The following is a 20521-nucleotide window of genomic DNA, read 5'->3' on the forward strand; positions in this document are numbered from 1 at the left end:
AAGCGACATGAGTGTATGAGTTCGCTTCCCTTAAAAAAGTGTCACGGCAACCTTTCTGCCGCTGCACGACAGTCGGGTATCAGCCGAATAACCCTGTACTGTAAGCTGAACGAGGGCCACTGACAGTAACCAGGCAGCATAAGCTGAAAGGAAGAAATATCCTGAAATTGAGATAAACTGACTGTGATAGCTTTGAGCAAAAATTTAATTGTCCCTGCCCCGCCGCAATCGGAGCAATACCGCCTATCTTCAGACACTTCTCGCGAGGATCTATCCATGATGCGAAAACGCCACGAAATCGAATCGAAATTAAAGGGTGAGACGCTGGTCAGCAAGGGGCTGATGCATCGTCAGGCAATGATCCCCCAACTGCGTATCGTCCCTGATCTGCACGTCATCAAGATTGGTGGACATGGAGCCATCGACTACGGTCGAGAAGTTTTACTGCCGCTGCTGGAGGAGATCGGCGAGCTGTCGAAGCGCCATCATATTCTGGTTGTCACCGGCGGCGGAGCCCGCGTCAGGCATATTCTGGACGTCGGTATCGATCTGGGGATGCCGACCGGTGTGCTGGCCGAACTGGCCGGCAAAATCAGTGAACAGAACGCCGAGATCGTTGCATTGCTCCTCTCCAAGTGGGGCGGCTCACGGGTCAAGACCGGTGACCTGCTCGAACTGCCAACCCTGCTGCATCTGGGATTACTGCCGGTGATGCACGGCACGCCCCCTTATGGATTATTTGAACATCCACCAGCGCTGGGCCTGATTCCTCCGCACCGTACCGACACCGGGGCCTTTTTGATGGCAGAGGTGCTGGGAGCGAAAAGCTGCATGCTGGTCAAAAACGTCGATGGTCTTTACAGCGCCAATCCCACCATCGACCCACAGGCTGAATTTATCGCAGATATTGAAGTGACAGACCTCATCGCAAGAGACCTGGAAGATCTGGTCCTGGAGCGCAAGCTGCTTTACCTGCTGCAGGACGCACGGCACATCAAAGAGGTTCGTATTGTCAACGGCCACCAGCGCGGTAACATCGAAAAAGCAATTTTGGGAGAAAAGGTCGGAACAAGAATTCACACATGAACCAAAGGAGATCGTCACGATGCCAGGCAAACTGTTTTACCGGGAACGCAAAAAATATGTCGATGGCTCACATACATCACGCTACCAGATTGTTGCCGTTTATGGGGTGGACCTAAAGATGGTCGCCAAACATCTGCGTATGAGTGAAATAAAATTTCTTGCCGAGGCGGTGGACGCAGAACTGGTCGCTTTGCCTCGCGGCCCCAAGCATACAGACGAAGAGGACAAATAAGACAGGACACTCTGTTTTTTTGCCAGGCCCGATACGCTTATGGGGCCTGGCAGGTGAATGAGTCTGCGGTCCAGCGCCGGTAACGGCAATTGTAACAGGAGAGTTCTTCTTCGGCGCACTGCTCGTCTTCATCGTCGGCGCGAAAACTGGGACAGGTTCGGGCTTGTTCGGCAGCCAGGCTCCAGGCTTCGCGGCCCGCACGGAATTGTTTTTTTCCAGATTCATTTCCAAGCCACATAATATCCTCCCTTAATGGCATTTCAGCTGGCGATGCGGCCGGCTCGGGAAACCAGCCCCTCCCCCCTGTTCTTCGGCTCCCGAGAATTTCGCGTCCATGCCTGCCAGAATGTTCTCGCTTCTCCGCGTCTTTCTATCCCGGATTGCCGTATCAAAGATACTTATCCTGACCCATGTGCTTGAACAAGCGAAAAAAGTCTGAAAATCCCATACGCCTCAGGCTGCGTAAACAGCTGAAACCCTCAAATGGCCAGGCGATGCGTTCAAGGCCTGGTTCCGTGCAGGTCAGACACTCGGTAAAGGTGCCGATCTTTTTTCGAAAACAGGCCGCCTCTGAATTTCCCCGCAGAATCTTCAACGATTCCTGTTTAATATTCCCCAGACGCTTTGCAATCACCGGACAGGAAAAAACCTCGCCGTTATTTCGAACAAAAAGCGTGTTGAATCCGGCTGAGCAGGGTTTGCTGACCTTCCCCGTTTTGAAATAATCGAGCAAGGTTTGCCGATGCCCGCTCCAGGCGTGATCCATTTCGAAATAAAAGGTTTCGAGGTTCTCCAGATCGGCGTTGCTGAAATTCAGGTTCTCCTCCAGAGCGACATTGCCGAAACGATTGGCGGTGATTATGCGAGGCGAAATGATCGTGAACAGTTCGTGTTCTCGGGCAAAGGCTGCAATCTGATCAAGTTCCTTGACGTTGTCCGGAATGATGGTGGTTTTGATGCCAAGAATCAGATTGGGGTGAGCTTCGCGCAGCGGCTTAAGTCCCAACAGGGTCGCTTCGAGCTTGTCCCAGGCGCCCGGATAATTACGGATTTTGTCATGCACGGGCCCAACGGCATCGAGACCACATGCCAGGACCAGATCAACCCCCTGCGCTTGCAAAAGGGCGACAACCCTTTCGGTAATCTCAAGAATACGCCCGGTCAAAATACCATTGGTGGTTAAAGCCAGGGTTTTTAATCTGGGGAAAGAGGCGGTCTTCGCGCGGGCGATCCAGGTCAGAAGTTCTTCCAGCTCCGGATGTAAGAATGGTTCTCCCCCGGTTATATCCAGCTCACGCAGAGAGCTGAGCTCCCGTGAAGACAAAAGGTCGGTCCAGGCTGTCAGGGGCAGGTCCGCCACATCCTGGGGAATCTGCCAGATGTTGCACATTTTGCAGCGGCATATACAGCGATGGGTAATTTCGAGGCTGAGCGCCTGGAGCCGGCCGGGTCGGCCAGTGGACTTCAACAGCCGAAACATCAGGCCATTATAGATCAACTTCCTGAGGATTCGGGCTCGGTTCATAGCGCAACTCGAAGGGAGAAAAATGGCTTGACAGAGGTATGCAATCGGACGGCCCGGAGACCAACCCCGGGGATCATGCCTTAATCAGTGTGAGGCGATAGCTGGCAAAATTTTTCATCTTTGAGCAACCCCAGAAAACCCCGCTGCCGTACGAAAGTTGTTCGAGCAGGTAATAGAAACAGAATCCCGGAAAATACATTTTGGGCTTCCGCACTCGAAAATCGACCAGACCAACCCCAAGGAACATCACCAGAAGAGCTACGCCGCAAGGGGGATAGAGCGCGCTTGTCAAGAGCAGGGGCGTCAGGTAGTAGCGTAAAAGATGATAGCCGAGATAATAGCCGAGGCTGCCCACTGCGCGTATCCGGGCGGCGATAATCTTACCCCAGGGTAGGGACAACCCCTGTCTGGACATGCGCTGTCTGGTCAGGGCCGTGTCGCTCAGCAGCAGCAGAGCTGCGATGGGTAACGGCAGCAGTGACAGGGTAGCGAGCGCGGCGACCAGCAACAATAAAATCCCGGTCAGCATCGGCGGGAGCAGCATCTTCTTGGCGCGCACCGGGTGGAGTTGTTGAAGCAGACCTTCCGAGGTGCCGTAATCAAAGCGACGCTTCATAAAGGGCCAGGTGCGGCAGCGATGGGCGTGATAAACCGTTCCCTGCGGCAGATACTGGATTTTCCAGCCAGCATCGCGCAGGCGCCAGGTCAGATCGACATCCTCGCCGACCTGCAGTTCGGGGTTGAATCCGCCTGCCGCAGCAAAAGCGCTTTTACGCATGAGCAGGTTGCAGCTCGGCAGATAAAAGGTGTCCCCGCCTGCCCCGCCGCTCATCTCGCGCCGGCCCAGATTCAGGCTCGACATCACCGCCTCATAGCGATCGAGCGCCGACCCCTCGAACATGCCCGCGACCCAGCCGCCGACTGCGGCCAGACTCACGTCATTAAACGCTGGCAACAGATCTGCCAGCCAGTCGACCGAAGCGCTACAGTCGGAATCGATAAAGGCCAGGATTTCGCCGCTGGCAACGGACGCGCCCTTGTTGCGGGCCAGCGCCGGTCCGCCACCGACCGCCCCCGATCTGACCAAAAGCGCGCCAAGCTCGGTAGCAACCTTGGGGCTGTCGTCACTGCTGCCATCATCAACGACTACGACTTCCAGTATTTCGGAAGGATAGTTCAGCTCCTTTAAGGAGTTCAGGCATTGACGCAAGTCTGCGGCGCGGTCTTTAACCGGGATGACGATGCTGACTGCAGGCAATTGTGCCAGATCGGCCAGATTCTGATGACGCACCACAAAGCCGCTTTTAACCAGGCTCTCCAGAACTGTTGTTTCCGCTGCCGAGGTCGCTTCAATCTCGGCAGCCAGCATACGCTGCGTCAACTTGAGCAGCGCCGGATTCAGGCGCACCATGCGCAAGGGTCGCGCAGAGACCAGAAAACTGCCGCGTACGGAGTCTTCAATAACAATCCCTGGCGCGAGCCCATAGGTCATGAGTCGCTCCCGCTGACGAGCCCCTCTGCGGCAAAAAGCTGCATCAGCTGCTCTACGGTCTGTTCGACGGGAAGGCAGTGTAATTTCCCGGCGCGTGGTTTCAGGCCACCAGAGAGGAGCGCCAGAATCCGTTCAAAGGCGGGGAGGTTTGCATCGGGGGTCACGACCCGCTGTGGGTTCTGACGCGGCAGGCTGCACTGTTCTTTACCGAGTCTTGCCCCGAATTGCCCGAGTTCAGAGACCGACAGACCGAGCTCCGCCACCCCCCAGACTTCGATACCGGGCTCGAGAGATTTCATCAATGCATCATGGTCAGGATAACGTGGCTCGCAACAGCCGTCTTCAAAGAGCAGGGTGCAGGGGAGGCTCGAAGTAATTCGCTGCCGCGCGCCGCGATCACACTTGCGCAGCACCTCGATTTTCCCTTCGAGACAGCCGAGATCGAGGGCGGCCGTCACATAGGGGATCCCTAGTTTTGCAGAGGCCAGCGCCAAAGCCGGATCAGCGCCACGGTCGACCAGTTGTTGCCCGCTGACAAAGAGATCAGGCTTGAGAATTTCGACCAGACGTTCCAGCAGACGCGCATCGGCAACGGCGTCCCCCCCATTAAAGGCGGAGCTCCAGACCCGGATCACTCTGTGCGTCCCCAGCGACAGGGCCAGACGCAAATGATCATCAAGGCGCGGCGGCCCGATGGCCACAGTGGTCACTGTTCCACCCTGGGCTTCGGCTAGAGACAGAGCCTGCTCAAGGGCACAGAGATCTGCCGGGTTAGCGACGCGGCGCAAACCACGCTCACGTACCCCGAAGCCATCAGCGGTCAAACGGACCGGAGGACGCGGATCACAGGCTTCGCGCAGCAGAACGACGATATTCAGTTCTTTTTGACTCATGGAGCTACTCCTCAAACATCAGGACAAACTGTATCATGGGGACAGGCACCCTGCGGGAGCCAGTCCCTCAGGTCATGCGGTAAGAGACGTCAAAGCCGCCGCACCTCACACCTCACGGGGACAGGCACCCTGCGGGAGCCAGTCCCTCAGGTCATGCGGTAAGAGACACCAAAGCCACCACGTGGGTAACGCCAGCGGGTGAAGGCGTCCTTGCGGCAGACAACATAACAGGTGCCGCACTCCAGACAGCCGTCATGCACAAAGGTCATCTTCTGCGTTTCTTCATCCCAGCTGTAACAGCGAGCCGGACAACCGACGACGCAGGCCCGGTTATCGCATTTTTGACAGATATCGGAATCGAGGATGATATGCGGTTCGCGGTCGACGTTGAAGCTCGTCATGTCGAAAATTTCATCAAGATTGATATTCATAGTGCTCTCCATCCGCTGTAGACATCGGCCAGCAGATTTTTCAGCCCGACCTTTTTGCTGGCGAGTCGCAGCAGCATTTTAGTCATCGACTCTTTCGGTTGGCCATCAATGCGATAGATCTGATCCATCATGCTGCAGACCAGATCGGGGTATTGACTGTAGATCCGATCATTGTGGAGCATCTTCGGCGTCCGGCGGTAGAGCTTGAGGTCCTTGATGACATAGCTATCGGCCAACATGGTTCGATAATCGCGCAACACAAAACGGGTGAAGTTTTGTTCGCGATGTGCCTTGATTACTGTCTTACCTGCAATCACGCCAGACTGGGTCGCGAGATTGATCCCCTCGAGATTAAGACCGGTAACGATACACATCGCCGCGGCATCACCGGCAACCAGAATGCCGTCCGCCTCAATCTGCGGAATCATTTCGAATCCGCCCTCGGGGACCAGATGGGCCGAATATTCGAGCAGTTTCCCACCACGCAGCTGTTTGGCCATCTGCGGCTGCTGCATAAACTCATTCAACAGCTCATAAGGGGTCTTCTTCCCCTGGGTGAGGCTGGAGAGGTGCAGCACCAGACCTAGCGAGAGAGAGTCATAGTTGGTGTACAAAAAGCCGCCGCCACGCACCCCCGAGGTGCAACCGACGATTTCACTGGATGCACCCTGATCACGGACCAGCCCGAAACGATCATCAATCACCTCTTTCGGCATATCGATCAGGGCCTTGACCCCGACCGCCAGGTGCGAGGGGTTGAACTTCCCCTGCCGCAGCCCAGCCTTCTTGGCGATAAACGAGAGCACACCGTCGGCGGCAATCACCACCGGTGCCCGGAGCTCGCTGCCGTCGCGCAGCAGGGTAACCCCGACGACCTGACCATTCTCTTTGATGACATCGTCAACCGTGGTGCGGTTGTAGAGTTTGGCCCCGGCCTTAACCGCTTCTTCGGCCAGCCAGCGGTCAAATTTCGGACGCATGACGGTATAACCGTTGTAGGGAGTACGATCAGAGGCCTCGGTATCAAAGTTGACATTAAAACTCGCTTCGCCAGTCATGAACGTCAGCGACTTCTTGACGATATGTCGCTCCAGCGGAGCCTGGTTCCAGAAATCGGGGAACAGTTCCTCAAGCGCAGTCAGGCGATGCAACACACCACCAAACATATTCTTTTCACCTGGAAACTCGCCACGCTCGAGGAGGGCAACGTCGAGCCCCGCCCGAGCCATGGTCAGTGCCGCCGCAGAACCGGCCGGGCCGGCTCCGACCACGATGGCGTCGAAGGTGCGTTTCATGCGGCTTCTCCTGTTGCAGTCTTGAGCCGCTCGATCAACAGCGGCAGCACTTCACGCAGATCGGCGACAAAGGTTTCATCGGAATTGGGAACAATCGGCGCCTTGGCGTCGATATTGACCGCCACCACCCGCCTGGAATCCTTGATCCCGCCGAGATGATGCATCGAGCCGGAGATCCCCAGCGCCAGGTAGAAACGCGGCGCCACGGTCTTGCCGGTCTGACCGACCATCCGTTCAAAACCGGTGTAGCCGAGATCATAGGCGGGCCTTGTCACCCCGAGGGAGGCATTCAGCAGACGGGTCAACTCTTCGACCTGGGCGAAACTCTTCGGGTTGCAGCCAAGTCCGGCGCTGACCATGACCTGCGCTTCCGAGACATCGACCGTCAGCGGATCGGCCGGGATACGTTCAATGATCCGCGTACCCCCGGTCTCCAAATTTACTGCCGGTTGCCAGAGCTCGGTTTTCATCTTACCCGTTTGCATACTCGGCAAGACCACGCTGCTCAGCACGCGCGGGTGCACGGTCAAAACCAGCCTGCCGCTGCCGTCCCAAGTTTTTGATTCGGCGATCTGCTGCCCTAAAATCCGCCGGCTCAAAACCAGCTGGTTGCCATCCACACGAGTGGCGATCGTTTCAGTCAGTAGGGCGGCATCGAGTTCGGCCGCCAACAGCGGTGCCAGGGCGCCGCCCAGGTCGTTATGCGGCAGCAACAGCAGCGCCGCGCCCTGCGCCCGAGCCGCGGCGGCGATCAATCTCCCCTGCAGTTCAAGGGAATCTTCCGCGCCTTCCGGCCCGTCGATCAGGGTCAGCTTGTCGACGCCGTAAGGAGCCATGGCTTGCAGCACATCTTCGGGCGCACCGGCAAATGAGAGCACCGACCAGTCAGCGGCCAGCGTCCTGGCCAGACGTGAGGCCTCCGACAGAATCCCTTTGCCAAAATCGTCCAGTTCCCCCTGTGGCAGGTCGACAAAAACCAGGATTTTAACCTGCTGCCCGGCATGTTGAAGCTTCGCGGTTGACATCAGATGGTCCTCCCTACTTCATGTCCTTCCCAGATCGCCATGTCGACCTTGCGCGGGGCAACGCAATCGCCGATGCGGTGGAGTTCCTTGACCTTCCCCTTGAGGGCGAAATAGAGATCCTCGTCCGCCGCCTGCCCCATGGCCAGCACCAGGGTGTCGTAACCGCTCCATTCGTCCCAGACGTTGTTGTAGACGTTGAAGCCCTTGATGGTTTTATTGCCGATCTCGCCAGAAACCTCCATCACCGCGATATCCGGGGTGAAGCTGACACCTTTTTGCAGCAGGCGCTGGCGAGTCAGGTAGAGATCCTGGGTCGGTCCGAGTTCGGCGCCGATGAAGAGGCTGGAACAGATAATGTGGACTGTTTTGCCCTGATCTGCGAGATATTCAGCCGTGGCGGTAGCGCGATGATGACCATCGTAATCGATGAGACAGACCTTCTGCCCGACTTCGACTTCCTGATTGAGGACCTGCCAGACATTGCACACACCAGGGCCATCACAACCGCCGACCGGATACTGCTTGGGTTTACTCCCAGTGGCAATGATCACCGCGTCGGCACCGGAGTTGAGCACCGCTTCAGCTGTGACCTCAACCCCGAGTTCAACCTTGACCCCGGCCTTGTCAACCTGTTCTTTTTCGTTACGGATAATTACGCCGAACTCGTCGCGTCCGGCACCCTTCATCGCGGTCAGAACCTGACCACCGAGGGTTTCGCCGCGATCGAAAAGGGTGACGTCGTGCCCGCGGCGACCGGCCATTTTAGCTGCCCACATGCCGCCAGGACCGCCGCCGATGACCATGACCTTCTTCTTGAGCGGCGCCAGCTTCAGGGTCCCCTCTCCCCATTTCTTTTCAAGCCCGACCGCCGGGTTCTGCACGCAACCGAGAGAGCGGTTAACGCCCATCCGCCCGATACAGCCCTGGTTGCAGGCAATACAGGAACGGATATCCTCAAGACGACCCTCTTCGGCCTTCTTCGGCAAGTAGGGGTCGCAGATCAGGGCGCGACACATGCCGATCATGTCGGCCTGCCCGGCGGCCAAAACCTTTTCAGCCATGGTCGGATCATTGATACGGCCCGTGCAGAAGACTGGCAGATTGATCTTTTCACGGATGCCGGCGGCGAGCGGGATGGTATAACCGAGCGGGGTGTGCATCGAACCTTCAACCAGATAAAGGTTGTAGAAGGTCGCGATGGAGAGGTCGACGAAATCGATCAGGCCACTCACTTCGAACAGGCCGCAGATCTCCTGCACCTGAGCCAGGTCGAGCCCGCCTGGGATCATCTCGTCGGCGCACATGCGGATGCCGAGGGTAAAGTCGTTGCCGACCGCCTTGCGCACCGCGGCGATAAACATCAAAGGCGCCCGCATGCGGTTTTCCAGGCTGCCGCCGAATTCGTCCTGGCGGTGATTGGTCAAGGGTGAAAGGAACTGACGCGCCAGGCTCGAGTGACCGAACTGCAGCTCGACGCCGTCGAAGCCACCCTGACGCACATGCTCGGCGCTGATGGCGAAGTAGCGGCAGACCTCTTCAATATCCTCAATCTCCATCGCCTTGGGCGTTTCGCGGAACAGGATATCCGGTACCGGCGAGGGCGCCCAGACCGGCAACCGCGAGATGCTGCCGTCGCACTGCTGCCCATTGTGATTCAGCTGACAGAACATCTTGGTGTCGTACTGATGCACGTAATCGGTGATCTTCCGAAACCCGGGGATGACCTCGGGGTGGAAGGCCTCAACCAGCTTTTCGTAAGCGGTGTCGGTCGGATGGACACTCATCTCTTCGGTGGTTATCAGGCCCGCCCCACCCTTGGCCCGCTCACCCCAGTAGTACATGTGGCGTTCACTTGGCAGGCAGTTTTCGGCAAAATTGGTCAGATGCGGCTGAAAAGAGATCCGGTTCTTCACGGTTACTTTGCCGAGCTTCTGGGGCGAGAAAAGATTTTGGAACATCATGATTTATGGTCTCCTGCTAGATTCCGCCGGACTCAGGCGGCACTCACATCGGCTTTGGCATCAGCAATCGAGGTCACGCAACGCTCCAGACACTCCGGGTCGCCTCCCTCGATATCGTCTTTTAAATGATAGGCCACCGCCGGACAGCCACCATGGCATTGGTCGAAGCGCTGACAGTCTTCGCAGGAATGGATACGCAGCCCGCGGAATGAAGCGAAGATTTCCGAGTTATCCCAGATCTCTTTAAAACTGTTTTTACGAAGATTCCCGGCTTCGAAGCGGTCACTCTGCAGAAAAGCACAGGGGTAAACCATGCCGGTCGGGCTGACGCAACAGGTGAGCTTAGCCGCACCACACAGGTTGAGCCCCAGGCCCTGACGCTCCTGAGAGGTCAGCGAGAAGAAACTGTCGCCGGTGCGCACGTTCTGGTTTTTGGCCAGCCAGGCGGAAAAGGCCAGCAGCTGAGTCGGGGTCGGGCGCAACTCCTGCCAGTTGTCGGCGCCACGTCCCGAGGGGCGAAAGCGGCTGATGCGCAGGGTCACGCCGATGCGGCCGGCCAGATCTTGCAGAGCTTGAATTTCGTCGGCATTTTCTCTAGTCAAAACGGTATTTATACTGGTCGGGATTTCAGATTTAGCCAACAGCTCCAAAGCTTTGAGGGCAATATTAAAAGTCCCTTTGCCGCGGATTGCCTCACAGGTGCTCTGCTGGGCGCCGTCGAGGCTGACCTGGATCGCCACCAGTCGATTGCGCGAAAGACGCTCAACCAGTTCCGGCGTGATCAGGGTACCGTTCGTCGAAATACAGGTCATGATCCCGAGCTCGTGACAGGCATCCAGAATATGTAAAAAATCAGGCCGCATAAAAGGTTCGCCGCCGCCGAAGTTGATCTGGAAGACCCCTTCGCCGTGCAGCTGCTCAACCAGGGCCAGCGCCTCTTCAGTAGAGAGTTCACCTTCGGCCGGTTCGGCCGAAGATGACAGGCAGTGCCGACAGCGCAGATTGCAAGCCAGAGTTACTTCCCAGGTAAGGTTGACCGGCGAGCGCAGGCCCTTTTCAACATACTGGTTGCTCACGGAGAAACCCCCTTTCGAGTAATTTGGTAATAAAGTTTTGCAGCACGCTCTGCTGCTGTGCGTTCAGTCCTGCCGGAAGCTCATCCTTGCGCCGCTCGGTCTCAAAAAAATCCGGGGCCAAAAGCTTGCCGGTCGCAGCAAAGAGAAGGCGCGGCCCCCGCGAATCGTAAAACAGGAGGCCGAACCCCTCTTGCCGCACGCGGCAGGCGGGATGCAGCTTGATGCCTGCCGCAGCCATCTCAGTAAACCCCGCAGATACCGTCGATGGCGAGCTCTTCAACCTGGATCTCTTCCAGAATCTGCGGCTCCTCGTTACAGTTTTCGGTCTCTACAACTTCATTCTCAAATTTCTTTTCCATCTTTTTTCTCCTTTGTGATGTTATCTATACGCAACCACTGTTGCGCTCTTACCGAAACTTATTGCAACGGCGGTGCCACAACAGAACGATGGTTTAAGGCCGGATTCCGGGGCTTTAAACCGCCCTGTGGTTTCAGCAGATCTGGACATGTGTGGAGGAATTGGACAGAAGGGCGGTTATCAGCACCAGTGGGCGCAAAGAAAGCTGTGGCCTTTCTCCCCAGTGAACATTTAATCCCCACGCGTGAATAGAACTCTGGTTCTTTTTGGGTTGATTTTCCCCACGCAGGGACATAAAAAACTTAAAATTATTTTTCTCGGCACCAGTGGCCGGCCCGAAAGGGAGGATTTCAATGCCCAGGATAAATTCGCACTGTTCCTATTGCGGGCAGAAATATGTGGCAAAGGCCCCTTGGCCGCGCCGCTGCCTGGCCTGCGGCAACACCAGTTACCTGAACCCGCTGCCGGTCGTGGTTATGCTGCTGCCCATGGGGAATGGCCTTGTCGTTATCCGGCGCAACATTGAACCGCAGAAAGGGACCCTGACCTTCCCCGGCGGTTATCTCGATCTCGGTGAAACCTGGCAACAGGGCGCCTGTCGCGAACTGGAGGAAGAGACGGGGATCGCTATCGGGGCGGAGGAGATCAAACTTTATGATGTACAGAACGGCCTGGATCAGACCCTGGTGATCTTCGGCCTGGCACCGCCGCAACCCCTTGAACAGCTCAAACCGTTCAGTTCAGATGAAACGCAGGAAGTCGTGCTGATTGAAAGACCGATCGAGTTGGGCTTTTCGATGCACACCGTCGCCATGCAGAAATTCTTCGCAGCAACCGGAGCGAGATAAAACAGCATGTCGAACCTCAACTCCAACGTCAGGAAGCTCTATCTTTTCTCCTTTTTACAGATGAGCCTCTTCCCGATGGCGATCATCACCCTGTTCTGGAAGGATCAGATCGGCCTCAGCCTCACCCAGATTCTACTCCTGCAGGGGATTTTTTCCGTAGCGATGCTGGTAATGGAATACCCCTCCGGCTACCTGAGCGACCGGATCGGTTACCGCGCCGCGCTTAACCTGGCGGCGCTGCTCGGGATTGTCGGCTGGGGACTTTACGCCGTCGCCAGCTCTTTCGCCGGAGTGTTGGCCGCCGAGATTATCCTCGGCTTCTCGATTTCGTTTATCAGCGGTTCCGACAGCGCACTTTTGTTTGAGACTCTCAAGAAGAGCGGCGCAGAAGAACAGTACGCCCACCACCAGGGGCGGATGACCGGTCTCGGCCAGATCGGTGAATCATGTGGGGCAATCTTCGCCGGTCTGCTCTACGCAGCCGCGCCTCTCCTCCCCTTTTTTATCCAGGTTGGTGTCTGGGTGCTGGTGCTGCTGGTGACCCGCAGCCTGGTCGAGCCACCGCGTCAGATAAAAGCCACGGTCAGTCATTTGTCCGAGGCCTGGCAGTCGACGCGCTATGCGCTGTTTGACAACAAACGCCTGCGTTACCTTATCCTCTTGAACCTGGTGCTGGGACTCGCTTCTTATTATCCGATCTGGCTGATCCAGCCCTATATGCAGGACAACGCTGTACCCTTGGCCTGGTTCGGTCCGATCTGGGCCGGCGCCAACCTGAGCGTCGCCCTGTTCGCCCTGATCAGCCGGCGCAGTCAGCTGCGCCTCGGTGATCGTTCCATGGTCGTGGTCTTCGTACTGATGATCGTCGTTGGCTACCTGGGTCTGGGTCTGACTGGAGGTCTCTTCAGCTTTCTGTTCTATTATCTTTTGACCAGCATGCGCGGCCTGCGCGGTCCGATGCTGCTCAGTCACGCCCAGCAGCAGATCCCCTCCGCCAACCGTGCCGGCATCCTCTCACTGCAGTCGCTCTGCTTCCGCCTCAGCTTCGTCTGCACCGGACCGCTGATCGGCATGCTCGCCGACAGGGTCGGTGTGCAGCGCACCTTCCTGGTGCTCTGCGTCGCGTTTGTGCTGGTATTACCGCCGGTCGTCTGGTTGTTTCTCAGACAACTTAAAAAAAATATGCCGATATATAAAGAATGAATCGGCCACCGCGTGCACAGGTTTGGATCAGGCTGTTTTGTCGGCTGACGCAAATTGATCCTCGCCCTGACCGGGCCGGGCTGAGCCAGACAAAATCTGCGGGTCGAAAGCCCTCTCGACGGCGGCACCTTTTGGGTCAACATGGTTGATGTTCACGCGAACGAACCAGACCCTTAGCCCCTGTCTCCCTGCCAGACCGGCAACAGCACCGTAAACTGCGACCCTTCCCCCAGCTTGCTTTCAAGCCGGATTTCCCCTCCGTAGCGCTTGACGATATTGTAGGTCAGGGCCAGACCGAGCCCGACCCCCTTACCCACTTCTTTGGTGGTGAAGAAGGGTTCCCAGATCCGTTCAAGGATGTTCGGCGCCATACCGCAACCGGTATCACGGACCAGGACTGCGATCATCTCATTATCACGAGGTTCAGTGGTGACCTCGACCAGCCCGGGACCATCAATGGCATGATAGGCGTTGACCAGCAGGTTCATAAAAACCTGACGCAGGCCGGAGGGGTCGCCAAGCACCGGAGGGAGGTCGGGACTCATTCTGGTGATCACCTGAATTTTCTGATAGCCAGGAAGATACTTGAGTAGCTCGAGGATCTCCTCAAGAACAATATTTATCTCGACCTTGACCGGGCCTCCGTCCGACTTGCGTCCGAAGCTGAGCAGATGATCGATGATCCCTTTGCAGCGATAGGATTCGCGAACGATGACCTCGAGATAACGCGGAAAGTCACTCAGGCGCAGATCCTCTTTCAACTTCGGTTCCTCGCGAAATCGCCGCTGCAGGGCTTCGGCGAAACCTGCGACCGAGGTCAGGGGATTATTGATTTCGTGGGCGATGCCCGTGGCTAAGACCCCGATACTCGACATCTTTTCTGTCTGGATCAGATGCAGCTCCTGCTGACGCTTTGCGGTGACATCGCGAAAAAAAACCAGGGCACGGTTATGTTCACCCTGGGCGTCCTTGATCGGTGTGGCTGTGATCTCCAGTTGGCGGGTCTCCTGTCCTTCACGCTCCAGGGCCAGGCAGCTGTCAACCCTCTCCCCCTTAAGTGCTAATTCAACCGGACAGAGCTGCGGCATATGGTTTTTATCGGGGTGAAAGACCTCGGCGCAAAATTTTCCTGGCAGGATCTCCTGTGGAAAGAGCTGGGGGCTGATAAGGTTGTGGTGCTGAATCATCCCGGTGTGGTCATAAACCGCTATACCATCACCGATCGAATCAAAGATGGCCTGAAGCTCGTTGGTTTTGTTGCGCAGTTCTGATTCGGCCTGTTTGCGCGGGGTGATATCCTGGGTTGTGCCATAAAGTTTGACAACCTTGCCGGCGCTGTTGACCGAAGCCTCAACAATCGTATAGACCCAGCGCAGAGTACCGTCATCAAATTGCAGGCGATGTTCGATCTCATAATTTTTGCCGAACTCAGCCCCCCTGCGCAAATGTTCGAGGACGTTGTCACGGTCATCAGGATGGACCACGCGAGAGAAAGCTTCATCAGTGGTTTCCTCCGGGCGCAGACGCATAATACGCAGCAGCTCCGCGGAGGCACGTACCTCGCTGGTCGCGGGGTCGAAGCTCCAGGACCCGACATGGGTCATGGCCTGGGCTTTTGCCAGATTGTATTCGCTCTGTGACAACGCCTGCTCGGCGCGTTTCTTTTCACTGATATCGACGAGTACGGCAAGGCACTCCGTACCGGATTCAGTGACCAACGCTTCAATTCGCACCGACAAAGGGAGAGGACCTTCTTGTGCCAGTTGCAACCGGCAGGTCTCTTTTTTTTGGCTGATAAAAACTGTTTCGATAAAATCGGCAAAGACGAGGCAATCCTCATAATCCACGAAATGTTCAAACTTCTGACCGATCAATTCGCCGCACTTGAGCCCCAATAGCGCCGCGCCAGTCTGGTTGGCGGCCCGAATGCCGCCGGCACGATCGAAGGTGAAATAACCGACCGGGGCGAAATCATAGAGGAAGGCGTAGCTGTTGCGCGAAGCCTCGATCTCCTCGAGGGCACGGCTCAGTTCTGCGACTTTTAACTCCAACGCGATCTGTTCGGCTGGTTTTTTGCGTTGAGTCTTCACCGAAACATCCTCTTGAATCTCCATGGGTTTGCCTTTGACTACGACTGGCATGCCAGTAGAAGCTATCACTTCTGTTGCGCTATGTAATCTACCCCCAGTGCATCAGCTGCCCAGATGGCGGCCTCGACCATTTCAGCTGTCACCGGAAACCAGGTCGCGTGGATCGTCTCCCCGGCGACTACCGCGTTTTCTGCTACCAGCCTGATCTCTGCTGCCGTCGGGTTGCTCAGGTTCAATTCGGCGAGGCAGATCGGTAGCCCGACCAAGTAACAGAAAGCCTGAACCTCGCGAATATCACACAACGGGCGTCCTTCCAGTACGAGCTGGGCAAGCACCCCGAACGCGACTCATAATGACACCTCTCTCATACTGAACGGCCGTGCCACCTGCCGGGGAAATCCCGATCAGGACCGATCCAGGTACTGATTGACAGGTAAAATGATCATGGCTTTTACTTTTCCGTACCGCCCGCCAGCCCCGTCGATTTAAGTTGCAGACCCCTTTTTCATCTGGATAGTCTCAATCACCCGATAGGCATCGTTGATGGCAGTATGAATCAGGTTCGGATGTTTGTGCTCCTGAATACTGCCGGCGCTGATCCGCATGTAGGACGGAGAAATTCCCCCACCGATGACGTAAATCCCCTTGCGTGTCGACTCAAAGTCAGCCGTCAAGAGCAGCAGGCGATCCCCTTCCTTGGCGACATGGCAAACCCCTTCGGCACAGGCGATGGATTGCAAACCCAGCTTGTCAAAGATCGGCAACGGGCCTTGAGAGCCGATGCAGGCGAGCACATTTTTCATCGGAAAGCTGAGGGCATTGTAAATCTCGATGCCATCGGACTCGCGCACCTCGCTGGTGCGGATCACCAGCCGGTCGACACCATGCTTGTCGACTTCACCGATCCGCGGTTGCGCCCCCGGCAGCAGGCGGATATGGCCACCAAGCAAAATCTCTTCACCGAGGCGCTGAGCTGTATTCTTGTTGACATCAAAGGTTTCGGCGATATGTGCCCAGTAAACTGGTTGATCGTCATTCGCCTGGCGTTTAGCGCATAAAATCGAACTGATAACGTCGGCCGCTGAATTGCCGCCGCCGATTACCAGGGTGCGCATGCCGACATATTTTTGTGGATCGCCAAGGGTCTTGGCCACCATCCTGGCGTCGCCATAGACTGTCAATTCCTTTGGGATACTGCTACCGAAGGAGAGGACGATACGCCGGGCATGCAGTGCCCCTTGGGAGGTCGAAACCAGAAAGCCGTCCTTTTCATCCACGGCATCCTCGAACAGTGACTCGAACTGAATGTTCAGCTGGGCATGCTCGACGAAGTGTTCGACATACTGGAGATATTTCTCCACCGTGACCGGTTTATCCGGCGGACGGAGCTCCTCGATCAGAAAAGGCTCTTCACTGTCCTTGGGGCGCGAAGCGTAAACATCCTTGCCGGCGGGATAGGTATTGGCAATCCCCTGAAAAACCCGGGTACCCGACTCAATCACCAGATAACTCAACCCATGCTGATGACAGCGGTAGGCCGCGGCTATGCCAGCAGGACCTGCCCCAATAATCAAAACGTCATAACTCTGTTGCGGCATAGAGACTCCTGAGGAGATATTTTCGCCTTGACCGAAACGGGCTGACGGAAATTTTTCGCTGTTCCCCTTCAACCGTAATCCCGGTTCACCATCCCCCTCAGATTTTCAATAACCGCCGCAGACCCCGTCACCCGGAATTTCTTTGGTGGGGATCTCTTGTTTAACCGTTGCAAGGACCGCGGCGTAGTCCGGTTCATTAGTGATTTCCGGGACATGCTGGATATAAGTCAGCTTGTCTGCCGCATTCACAATAAAGATCGCGCGCGACAACAACTTCAGCTCCTTGATCACAACTCCGTAAGCACTACCAAAACTATGCTCCTGATAATCGGACAGCACTGTGACCCGTTCGATACCGGCGGCAGCACACCAGCGCTTTTGCGCAAAGGGCAGATCCAGGCTGATGGTCAGGATGACGATATCAGCGGAAAGCTGGGCGGCCTCCTGATTGAAGCGCCGGGTTTCACTGTCGCAGACCGGCGTGTCAAGCGAAGGGACGCAACAGAAAATTTTAGTTTTTCCCTTAAAGTCGGCAAGCGTCACCGGGTTGAGCGCCGAATCGACCACCTGAAAATCAGGCGCCTGATCACCGACTTTCAATTCGGAACCGAGCAAGGTCACAGGATTATTCTTAAAGCGCGTCACACCTGTTCTTTCTTGCATAAGTGTCCTCCTTTTTGTCGCGATGGTTCTTGGTTCTATCGTCCCCGCCCCCCCCCCCGCAGTTTGATCCGGGAATACTTATTATTTCTGGCCCGCGTGGGGTTTACCGATTTCGTCAAGGCTGACAACGCCGTGCCCTCCTTCGATATTTGGTGCGGTTGTGCCTAAATGTGCGGCACAGATGTTCTTGATGCTGTTCGCCATGGCCCCGCAATGTTTGCATTCGACAACCGGCTTATCGGACAAAAGCTGGATACATTCGTCAAGGCCCTGAGCCTTCAAGGCACACATGTGCTTGGTATGATCTTTACTGTCACAACTCATTGTCTTTTCCCTTGTGCGTAATAATTTTACCAGCTGCTTCGCCCGCTCGGATCAAACTCCGGTTCGCTACGTTCGCTGGTGCCACGGTGATAATAATCGCTGGAATTATTGCTGGCGTCTTTGGCCGCCCTGGCTTCGCGCAGCAGCTTACGGTCGATGGGGTGGGCTGTGTCGGCATAGATATCACGCAGCAGGTCTTCGACCACCAGGCTGAGATCTTCGACGGTTTTTACAACTTCGACCTTGTCACAATAAGAGCCGTAGACGTCCATCATGCAGTCGCCTCGGCTCCAGGTGTCGCGTTCTTCCGGAGTCAGCCACAGCATATAACGCGATTTCTCACGAATCTCGTCGAGCACCCAGTCGTTAGGCTCATCATAATTATTGCGTCCGTCGCCGAGGAAAATGAATGCCGGTCGGCCGCGCAGATTTTCCAGATAATTCTTTTTGAATTTTAAAAAGACCTGCCCGAAGCTGCTGTTCTCATCAAGATCAATCAGATCGCCGGTATCGATGGTTTCCATCAGATCATTTACCGGCATATTTGCCAGCATTTCGGTGATCTCAGTGACATCGCGATTATAGATAAAGCTGCGCACATCCAGCAGCTGGTTGTGCAGGGTATGCAGGAGCAACAGCATAAAACGCGATGCATGACTGACAGAAAAGCTGACATCACAGAGAACGACCAGTCGTGGTTTTTCGCGCCGTTTGCGGCGCATTACCACCTGAAATGGGACCATGTCGTGGCGGTAATTTTTTTGAATTGTTCTGATGACATGCAGTTTGCCGCGATTCTGATTGTTCTTCATGCGCTTCATATCTTTGCGCAGACGCAGCATCATCTTTGACACGACTTCCTGCATGGCTGCCTGTTCTTCAGGCGTAAAGGTAATCCGCTGCTCCGGGACCGTATTCTGCCCTAAAGAGATCAGCATCGGATTCTGACCATAGCGCCGACTCGGCCGCGGTGGTTTCTGGGCTTTGCCGCGATACCCTTTCATCTGGATCTGGAGTTCGGTGCCATCTGTGTCGTCGGGATCAATCTCGTTAAGGCTTTTTAGCTCGGCGAGATCCTCCGGGCTAATCTCACTGTCAATCTTGATCAGAGGGCCGGGTTCGTCATCGTGGTCATCTTTCACCACATTGAGGTAGGTAAATTCACCATCCATCTCGGTGATGGCAACATCCATCAGGGCAGAGAGATCCTCGTCAGGTCCGACAAACTGGTAACGGCTGAAAAAAATATTAAAAACTTCATTGAATGTCTTGATATCATTAACATTTTTAACGAGCGTAAGACGCAGAAGCTGGCGGGAAACCTTTCGGCTTTTTACACCACAAACGCCAAGGGCATGTACGGCGTCAATGCTTTCTCCCGGCGATACCCGGAGCCCATGTTCACGTAGAGCGGCGACGAAACTGGTAACAATCCGTTCCATGCCTAGCCTAATTCCTGGGTCGCCAACTCCGTAACTTTCTGCAAGTCTGACTGGTGTTTGGCGATCACACCAACGGTGCCTGCAACGACCTCGGGAGTCAGTTGTTTGGCCCTCATTATGGAAAGAACCTGAGCCCAGTCCAGGGCCTCGGAAACACTGGGTGGTTTACGTAAATTCAGCTCACGGGCCTTGTTCAGAAAGACGATCATCTGGCGCGCGAGCGTTTCGCAGATATCGGGGAACTTGGCGCGAACAATGGCGACTTCTCGTTCCAGTTCTGGATAGCCAATATACAGATACAGACAGCGGCGGCGCAGCGCATCGGAAATCATGCGTGTGCCGTTACTCGTCAAAATGACCAACGGCTTGCGTTTTGCCTCGATGACTCCCAATTCAGGGATTGAGACTTGGAAATCACTGAGACATTCCAGCAACAGAGCTTCGAATTCATCGTCTGACCGGTCAATTTCATCAATTAGAAGCAATGAGCGCTTTTCGGACATGAAGCTCCGTAAGATTGGCCTCTGTACCAGAAAATTTTCAGAAAAGAATAAACTCTCTTCTGACGAGAGTCGCTGGACGGCCTCTTTTAAATCAGCGGATACGGAAAGATAATTATCCAGCTGAGTCCGCAGTAACTGCGTGTATAGGAGCTGCTTACCATACTCCCAGTCATAGAGCGCTTTACCCTCATCAATCCCCTCATAGCACTGCAGGCGCACTTGCGGAAAATCCAGGGCCACAGAAAGAGCTTTAGCCAGACCTGTCTTTCCGACGCCGGGAGGTCCTTCGATCAGGATCGGTTTCTCCATACGCAGGGCAAGAAAAACAGCGGTAGCGATCGCGTCATCGGCAATGTAACCGTTGGCCTTGAGTAGATCTGAAATCGTTTCTTGGGTAATCGTACTAACCATGCCGACCTCGTAGTCTTGTTGGGATTTTCGATTTGAGAGCTGAAAACTTCAAGAAAAAAGCCGTT

Annotated in this window: 23 protein-coding genes; 5 read left to right on the forward strand and 18 right to left on the reverse strand. The window is 55.6% G+C overall.

What is annotated here, in order from left to right; translation table 11 throughout:
• Positions 1-15 precede the first annotated feature (15 nt).
• The 3 genes from D888_RS24985 to D888_RS0111680 all read left to right on the forward strand — a co-directional run bounded on the left by D888_RS24985 (position 16) and on the right by D888_RS0111680 (position 1318).
• Positions 16-123, forward strand: coding sequence for a helix-turn-helix domain-containing protein (locus D888_RS24985; protein ID WP_083928845.1), 108 nt, complete (start codon positions 16-18; stop codon positions 121-123).
• Between the two features lie 156 nt (positions 124-279).
• Entirely contained in the window at positions 280-1086 is an 807-nt protein-coding gene (locus D888_RS0111675; RefSeq protein ID WP_026362358.1) for an amino acid kinase family protein, read from the forward strand.
• A 19-nt stretch (positions 1087-1105) separates the two neighbouring features.
• Positions 1106-1318, forward strand: coding sequence for a hypothetical protein (locus tag D888_RS0111680; RefSeq protein ID WP_020676741.1), 213 nt, complete (start codon positions 1106-1108; stop codon positions 1316-1318).
• 37 nt (positions 1319-1355) lie between these two features.
• On the opposite strand, the gene D888_RS0111685 is transcribed toward D888_RS0111680, so the two are convergent.
• The 11 genes from D888_RS0111685 to mftA all read right to left on the reverse strand — a co-directional run bounded on the left by D888_RS0111685 (position 1356) and on the right by mftA (position 11375).
• On the reverse strand, positions 1356-1556 hold the full coding sequence (locus tag D888_RS0111685) for a hypothetical protein (RefSeq protein WP_020676742.1): 201 nt from the start codon (positions 1554-1556) through the stop codon (positions 1356-1358).
• A gap of 150 nt (positions 1557-1706) precedes the next feature.
• Entirely contained in the window at positions 1707-2843 is a 1137-nt protein-coding gene (locus D888_RS0111690; protein ID WP_083928846.1) for a radical SAM protein, read from the reverse strand.
• Between the two features lie 73 nt (positions 2844-2916).
• On the reverse strand, positions 2917-4335 hold the full coding sequence (gene mftF, locus D888_RS0111695) for a mycofactocin biosynthesis glycosyltransferase MftF (protein ID WP_020676744.1): 1419 nt from the start codon (positions 4333-4335) through the stop codon (positions 2917-2919).
• Positions 4332-5228: an electron transfer flavoprotein subunit beta/FixA family protein gene (locus D888_RS0111700; protein WP_020676745.1), complete on the reverse strand. Its 897-nt coding sequence runs from the start codon at positions 5226-5228 to the stop codon at positions 4332-4334. The genes mftF and D888_RS0111700 overlap by 4 nt, the downstream gene beginning before the upstream one ends.
• Before the next feature lie 146 nt (positions 5229-5374).
• Positions 5375-5659 carry a ferredoxin family protein gene (locus tag D888_RS0111705; protein ID WP_020676746.1) on the reverse strand — a complete coding sequence of 95 codons (285 nt, stop codon included), beginning with the start codon at positions 5657-5659 and terminating at the stop codon, positions 5375-5377.
• A complete protein-coding gene (locus D888_RS0111710) occupies positions 5656-6954 on the reverse strand; it encodes an FAD-dependent oxidoreductase (RefSeq protein WP_020676747.1) in 1299 nt (432 codons plus the stop codon). Before D888_RS0111710 ends, D888_RS0111705 begins: the two co-directional genes overlap by 4 nt.
• Positions 6951-7979: an electron transfer flavoprotein subunit alpha/FixB family protein gene (locus D888_RS0111715; protein ID WP_020676748.1), complete on the reverse strand. Its 1029-nt coding sequence runs from the start codon at positions 7977-7979 to the stop codon at positions 6951-6953. The genes D888_RS0111710 and D888_RS0111715 overlap by 4 nt, the downstream gene beginning before the upstream one ends.
• Positions 7979-9940, reverse strand: coding sequence for a mycofactocin system FadH/OYE family oxidoreductase 2 (locus tag D888_RS0111720; RefSeq protein WP_020676749.1), 1962 nt, complete (start codon positions 9938-9940; stop codon positions 7979-7981). The genes D888_RS0111715 and D888_RS0111720 overlap by 1 nt, the downstream gene beginning before the upstream one ends.
• A 32-nt stretch (positions 9941-9972) precedes the next feature.
• Positions 9973-11016, reverse strand: coding sequence for a mycofactocin radical SAM maturase (gene mftC, locus D888_RS0111725; protein WP_020676750.1), 1044 nt, complete (start codon positions 11014-11016; stop codon positions 9973-9975).
• Positions 10997-11254, reverse strand: a complete 258-nt coding sequence (gene mftB / locus D888_RS0111730) for a mycofactocin biosynthesis chaperone MftB (protein ID WP_020676751.1) — start codon at positions 11252-11254, stop codon at positions 10997-10999. Before mftB ends, mftC begins: the two co-directional genes overlap by 20 nt.
• 1 nt (position 11255) lies before the next feature.
• Positions 11256-11375: a variant-type mycofactocin precursor gene (gene mftA, locus D888_RS23675; protein WP_020676752.1), complete on the reverse strand. Its 120-nt coding sequence runs from the start codon at positions 11373-11375 to the stop codon at positions 11256-11258.
• Positions 11376-11727: 352 nt separating this feature from the next.
• Here mftA and D888_RS0111740 point away from each other — a divergent pair, with 352 nt between their 5' ends.
• Positions 11728-12222 (forward strand): NUDIX domain-containing protein, encoded by a 495-nt coding sequence (locus tag D888_RS0111740; protein WP_020676753.1) that lies wholly within the window; start codon positions 11728-11730, stop codon positions 12220-12222.
• A 6-nt stretch (positions 12223-12228) separates the two neighbouring features.
• Entirely contained in the window at positions 12229-13425 is a 1197-nt protein-coding gene (locus D888_RS0111745; RefSeq protein WP_020676754.1) for an MFS transporter, read from the forward strand.
• Between the two features lie 173 nt (positions 13426-13598).
• Here D888_RS0111745 and D888_RS0111755 read toward each other — a convergent pair whose 3' ends face one another.
• The 7 genes from D888_RS0111755 to D888_RS0111785 all read right to left on the reverse strand — a co-directional run bounded on the left by D888_RS0111755 (position 13599) and on the right by D888_RS0111785 (position 20456).
• Positions 13599-15539: a PAS domain-containing sensor histidine kinase gene (locus tag D888_RS0111755; protein WP_020676756.1), complete on the reverse strand. Its 1941-nt coding sequence runs from the start codon at positions 15537-15539 to the stop codon at positions 13599-13601.
• 41 nt (positions 15540-15580) lie between these two features.
• Positions 15581-15817 carry a hypothetical protein gene (locus tag D888_RS0111760; protein ID WP_020676757.1) on the reverse strand — a complete coding sequence of 79 codons (237 nt, stop codon included), beginning with the start codon at positions 15815-15817 and terminating at the stop codon, positions 15581-15583.
• Between the two features lie 183 nt (positions 15818-16000).
• Complete coding sequence (locus D888_RS0111765) at positions 16001-17113, reverse strand: NAD(P)-binding domain-containing protein (RefSeq protein ID WP_020676758.1); 1113 nt, start codon at positions 17111-17113, stop codon at positions 16001-16003.
• Between the two features lie 105 nt (positions 17114-17218).
• The gene (tpx, locus tag D888_RS0111770) at positions 17219-17776 is read right to left on the reverse strand and encodes a thiol peroxidase (protein ID WP_020676759.1); all 558 of its coding nucleotides are present in this window, start codon (positions 17774-17776) and stop codon (positions 17219-17221) included.
• Between the two features lie 81 nt (positions 17777-17857).
• On the reverse strand, positions 17858-18100 hold the full coding sequence (locus tag D888_RS21515; protein WP_020676760.1) for a hypothetical protein: 243 nt from the start codon (positions 18098-18100) through the stop codon (positions 17858-17860).
• A gap of 26 nt (positions 18101-18126) precedes the next feature.
• On the reverse strand, positions 18127-19542 hold the full coding sequence (locus D888_RS0111780; RefSeq protein WP_020676761.1) for a VWA domain-containing protein: 1416 nt from the start codon (positions 19540-19542) through the stop codon (positions 18127-18129).
• Between the two features lie 2 nt (positions 19543-19544).
• A complete protein-coding gene (locus D888_RS0111785) occupies positions 19545-20456 on the reverse strand; it encodes an AAA family ATPase (RefSeq protein WP_020676762.1) in 912 nt (303 codons plus the stop codon).
• Positions 20457-20521 lie beyond the last annotated feature (65 nt).

The sequence above is a fragment of the Geopsychrobacter electrodiphilus DSM 16401 genome (genome assembly GCF_000384395.1).
GTDB lineage: Bacteria > Desulfobacterota > Desulfuromonadia > Desulfuromonadales > Geopsychrobacteraceae > Geopsychrobacter > Geopsychrobacter electrodiphilus.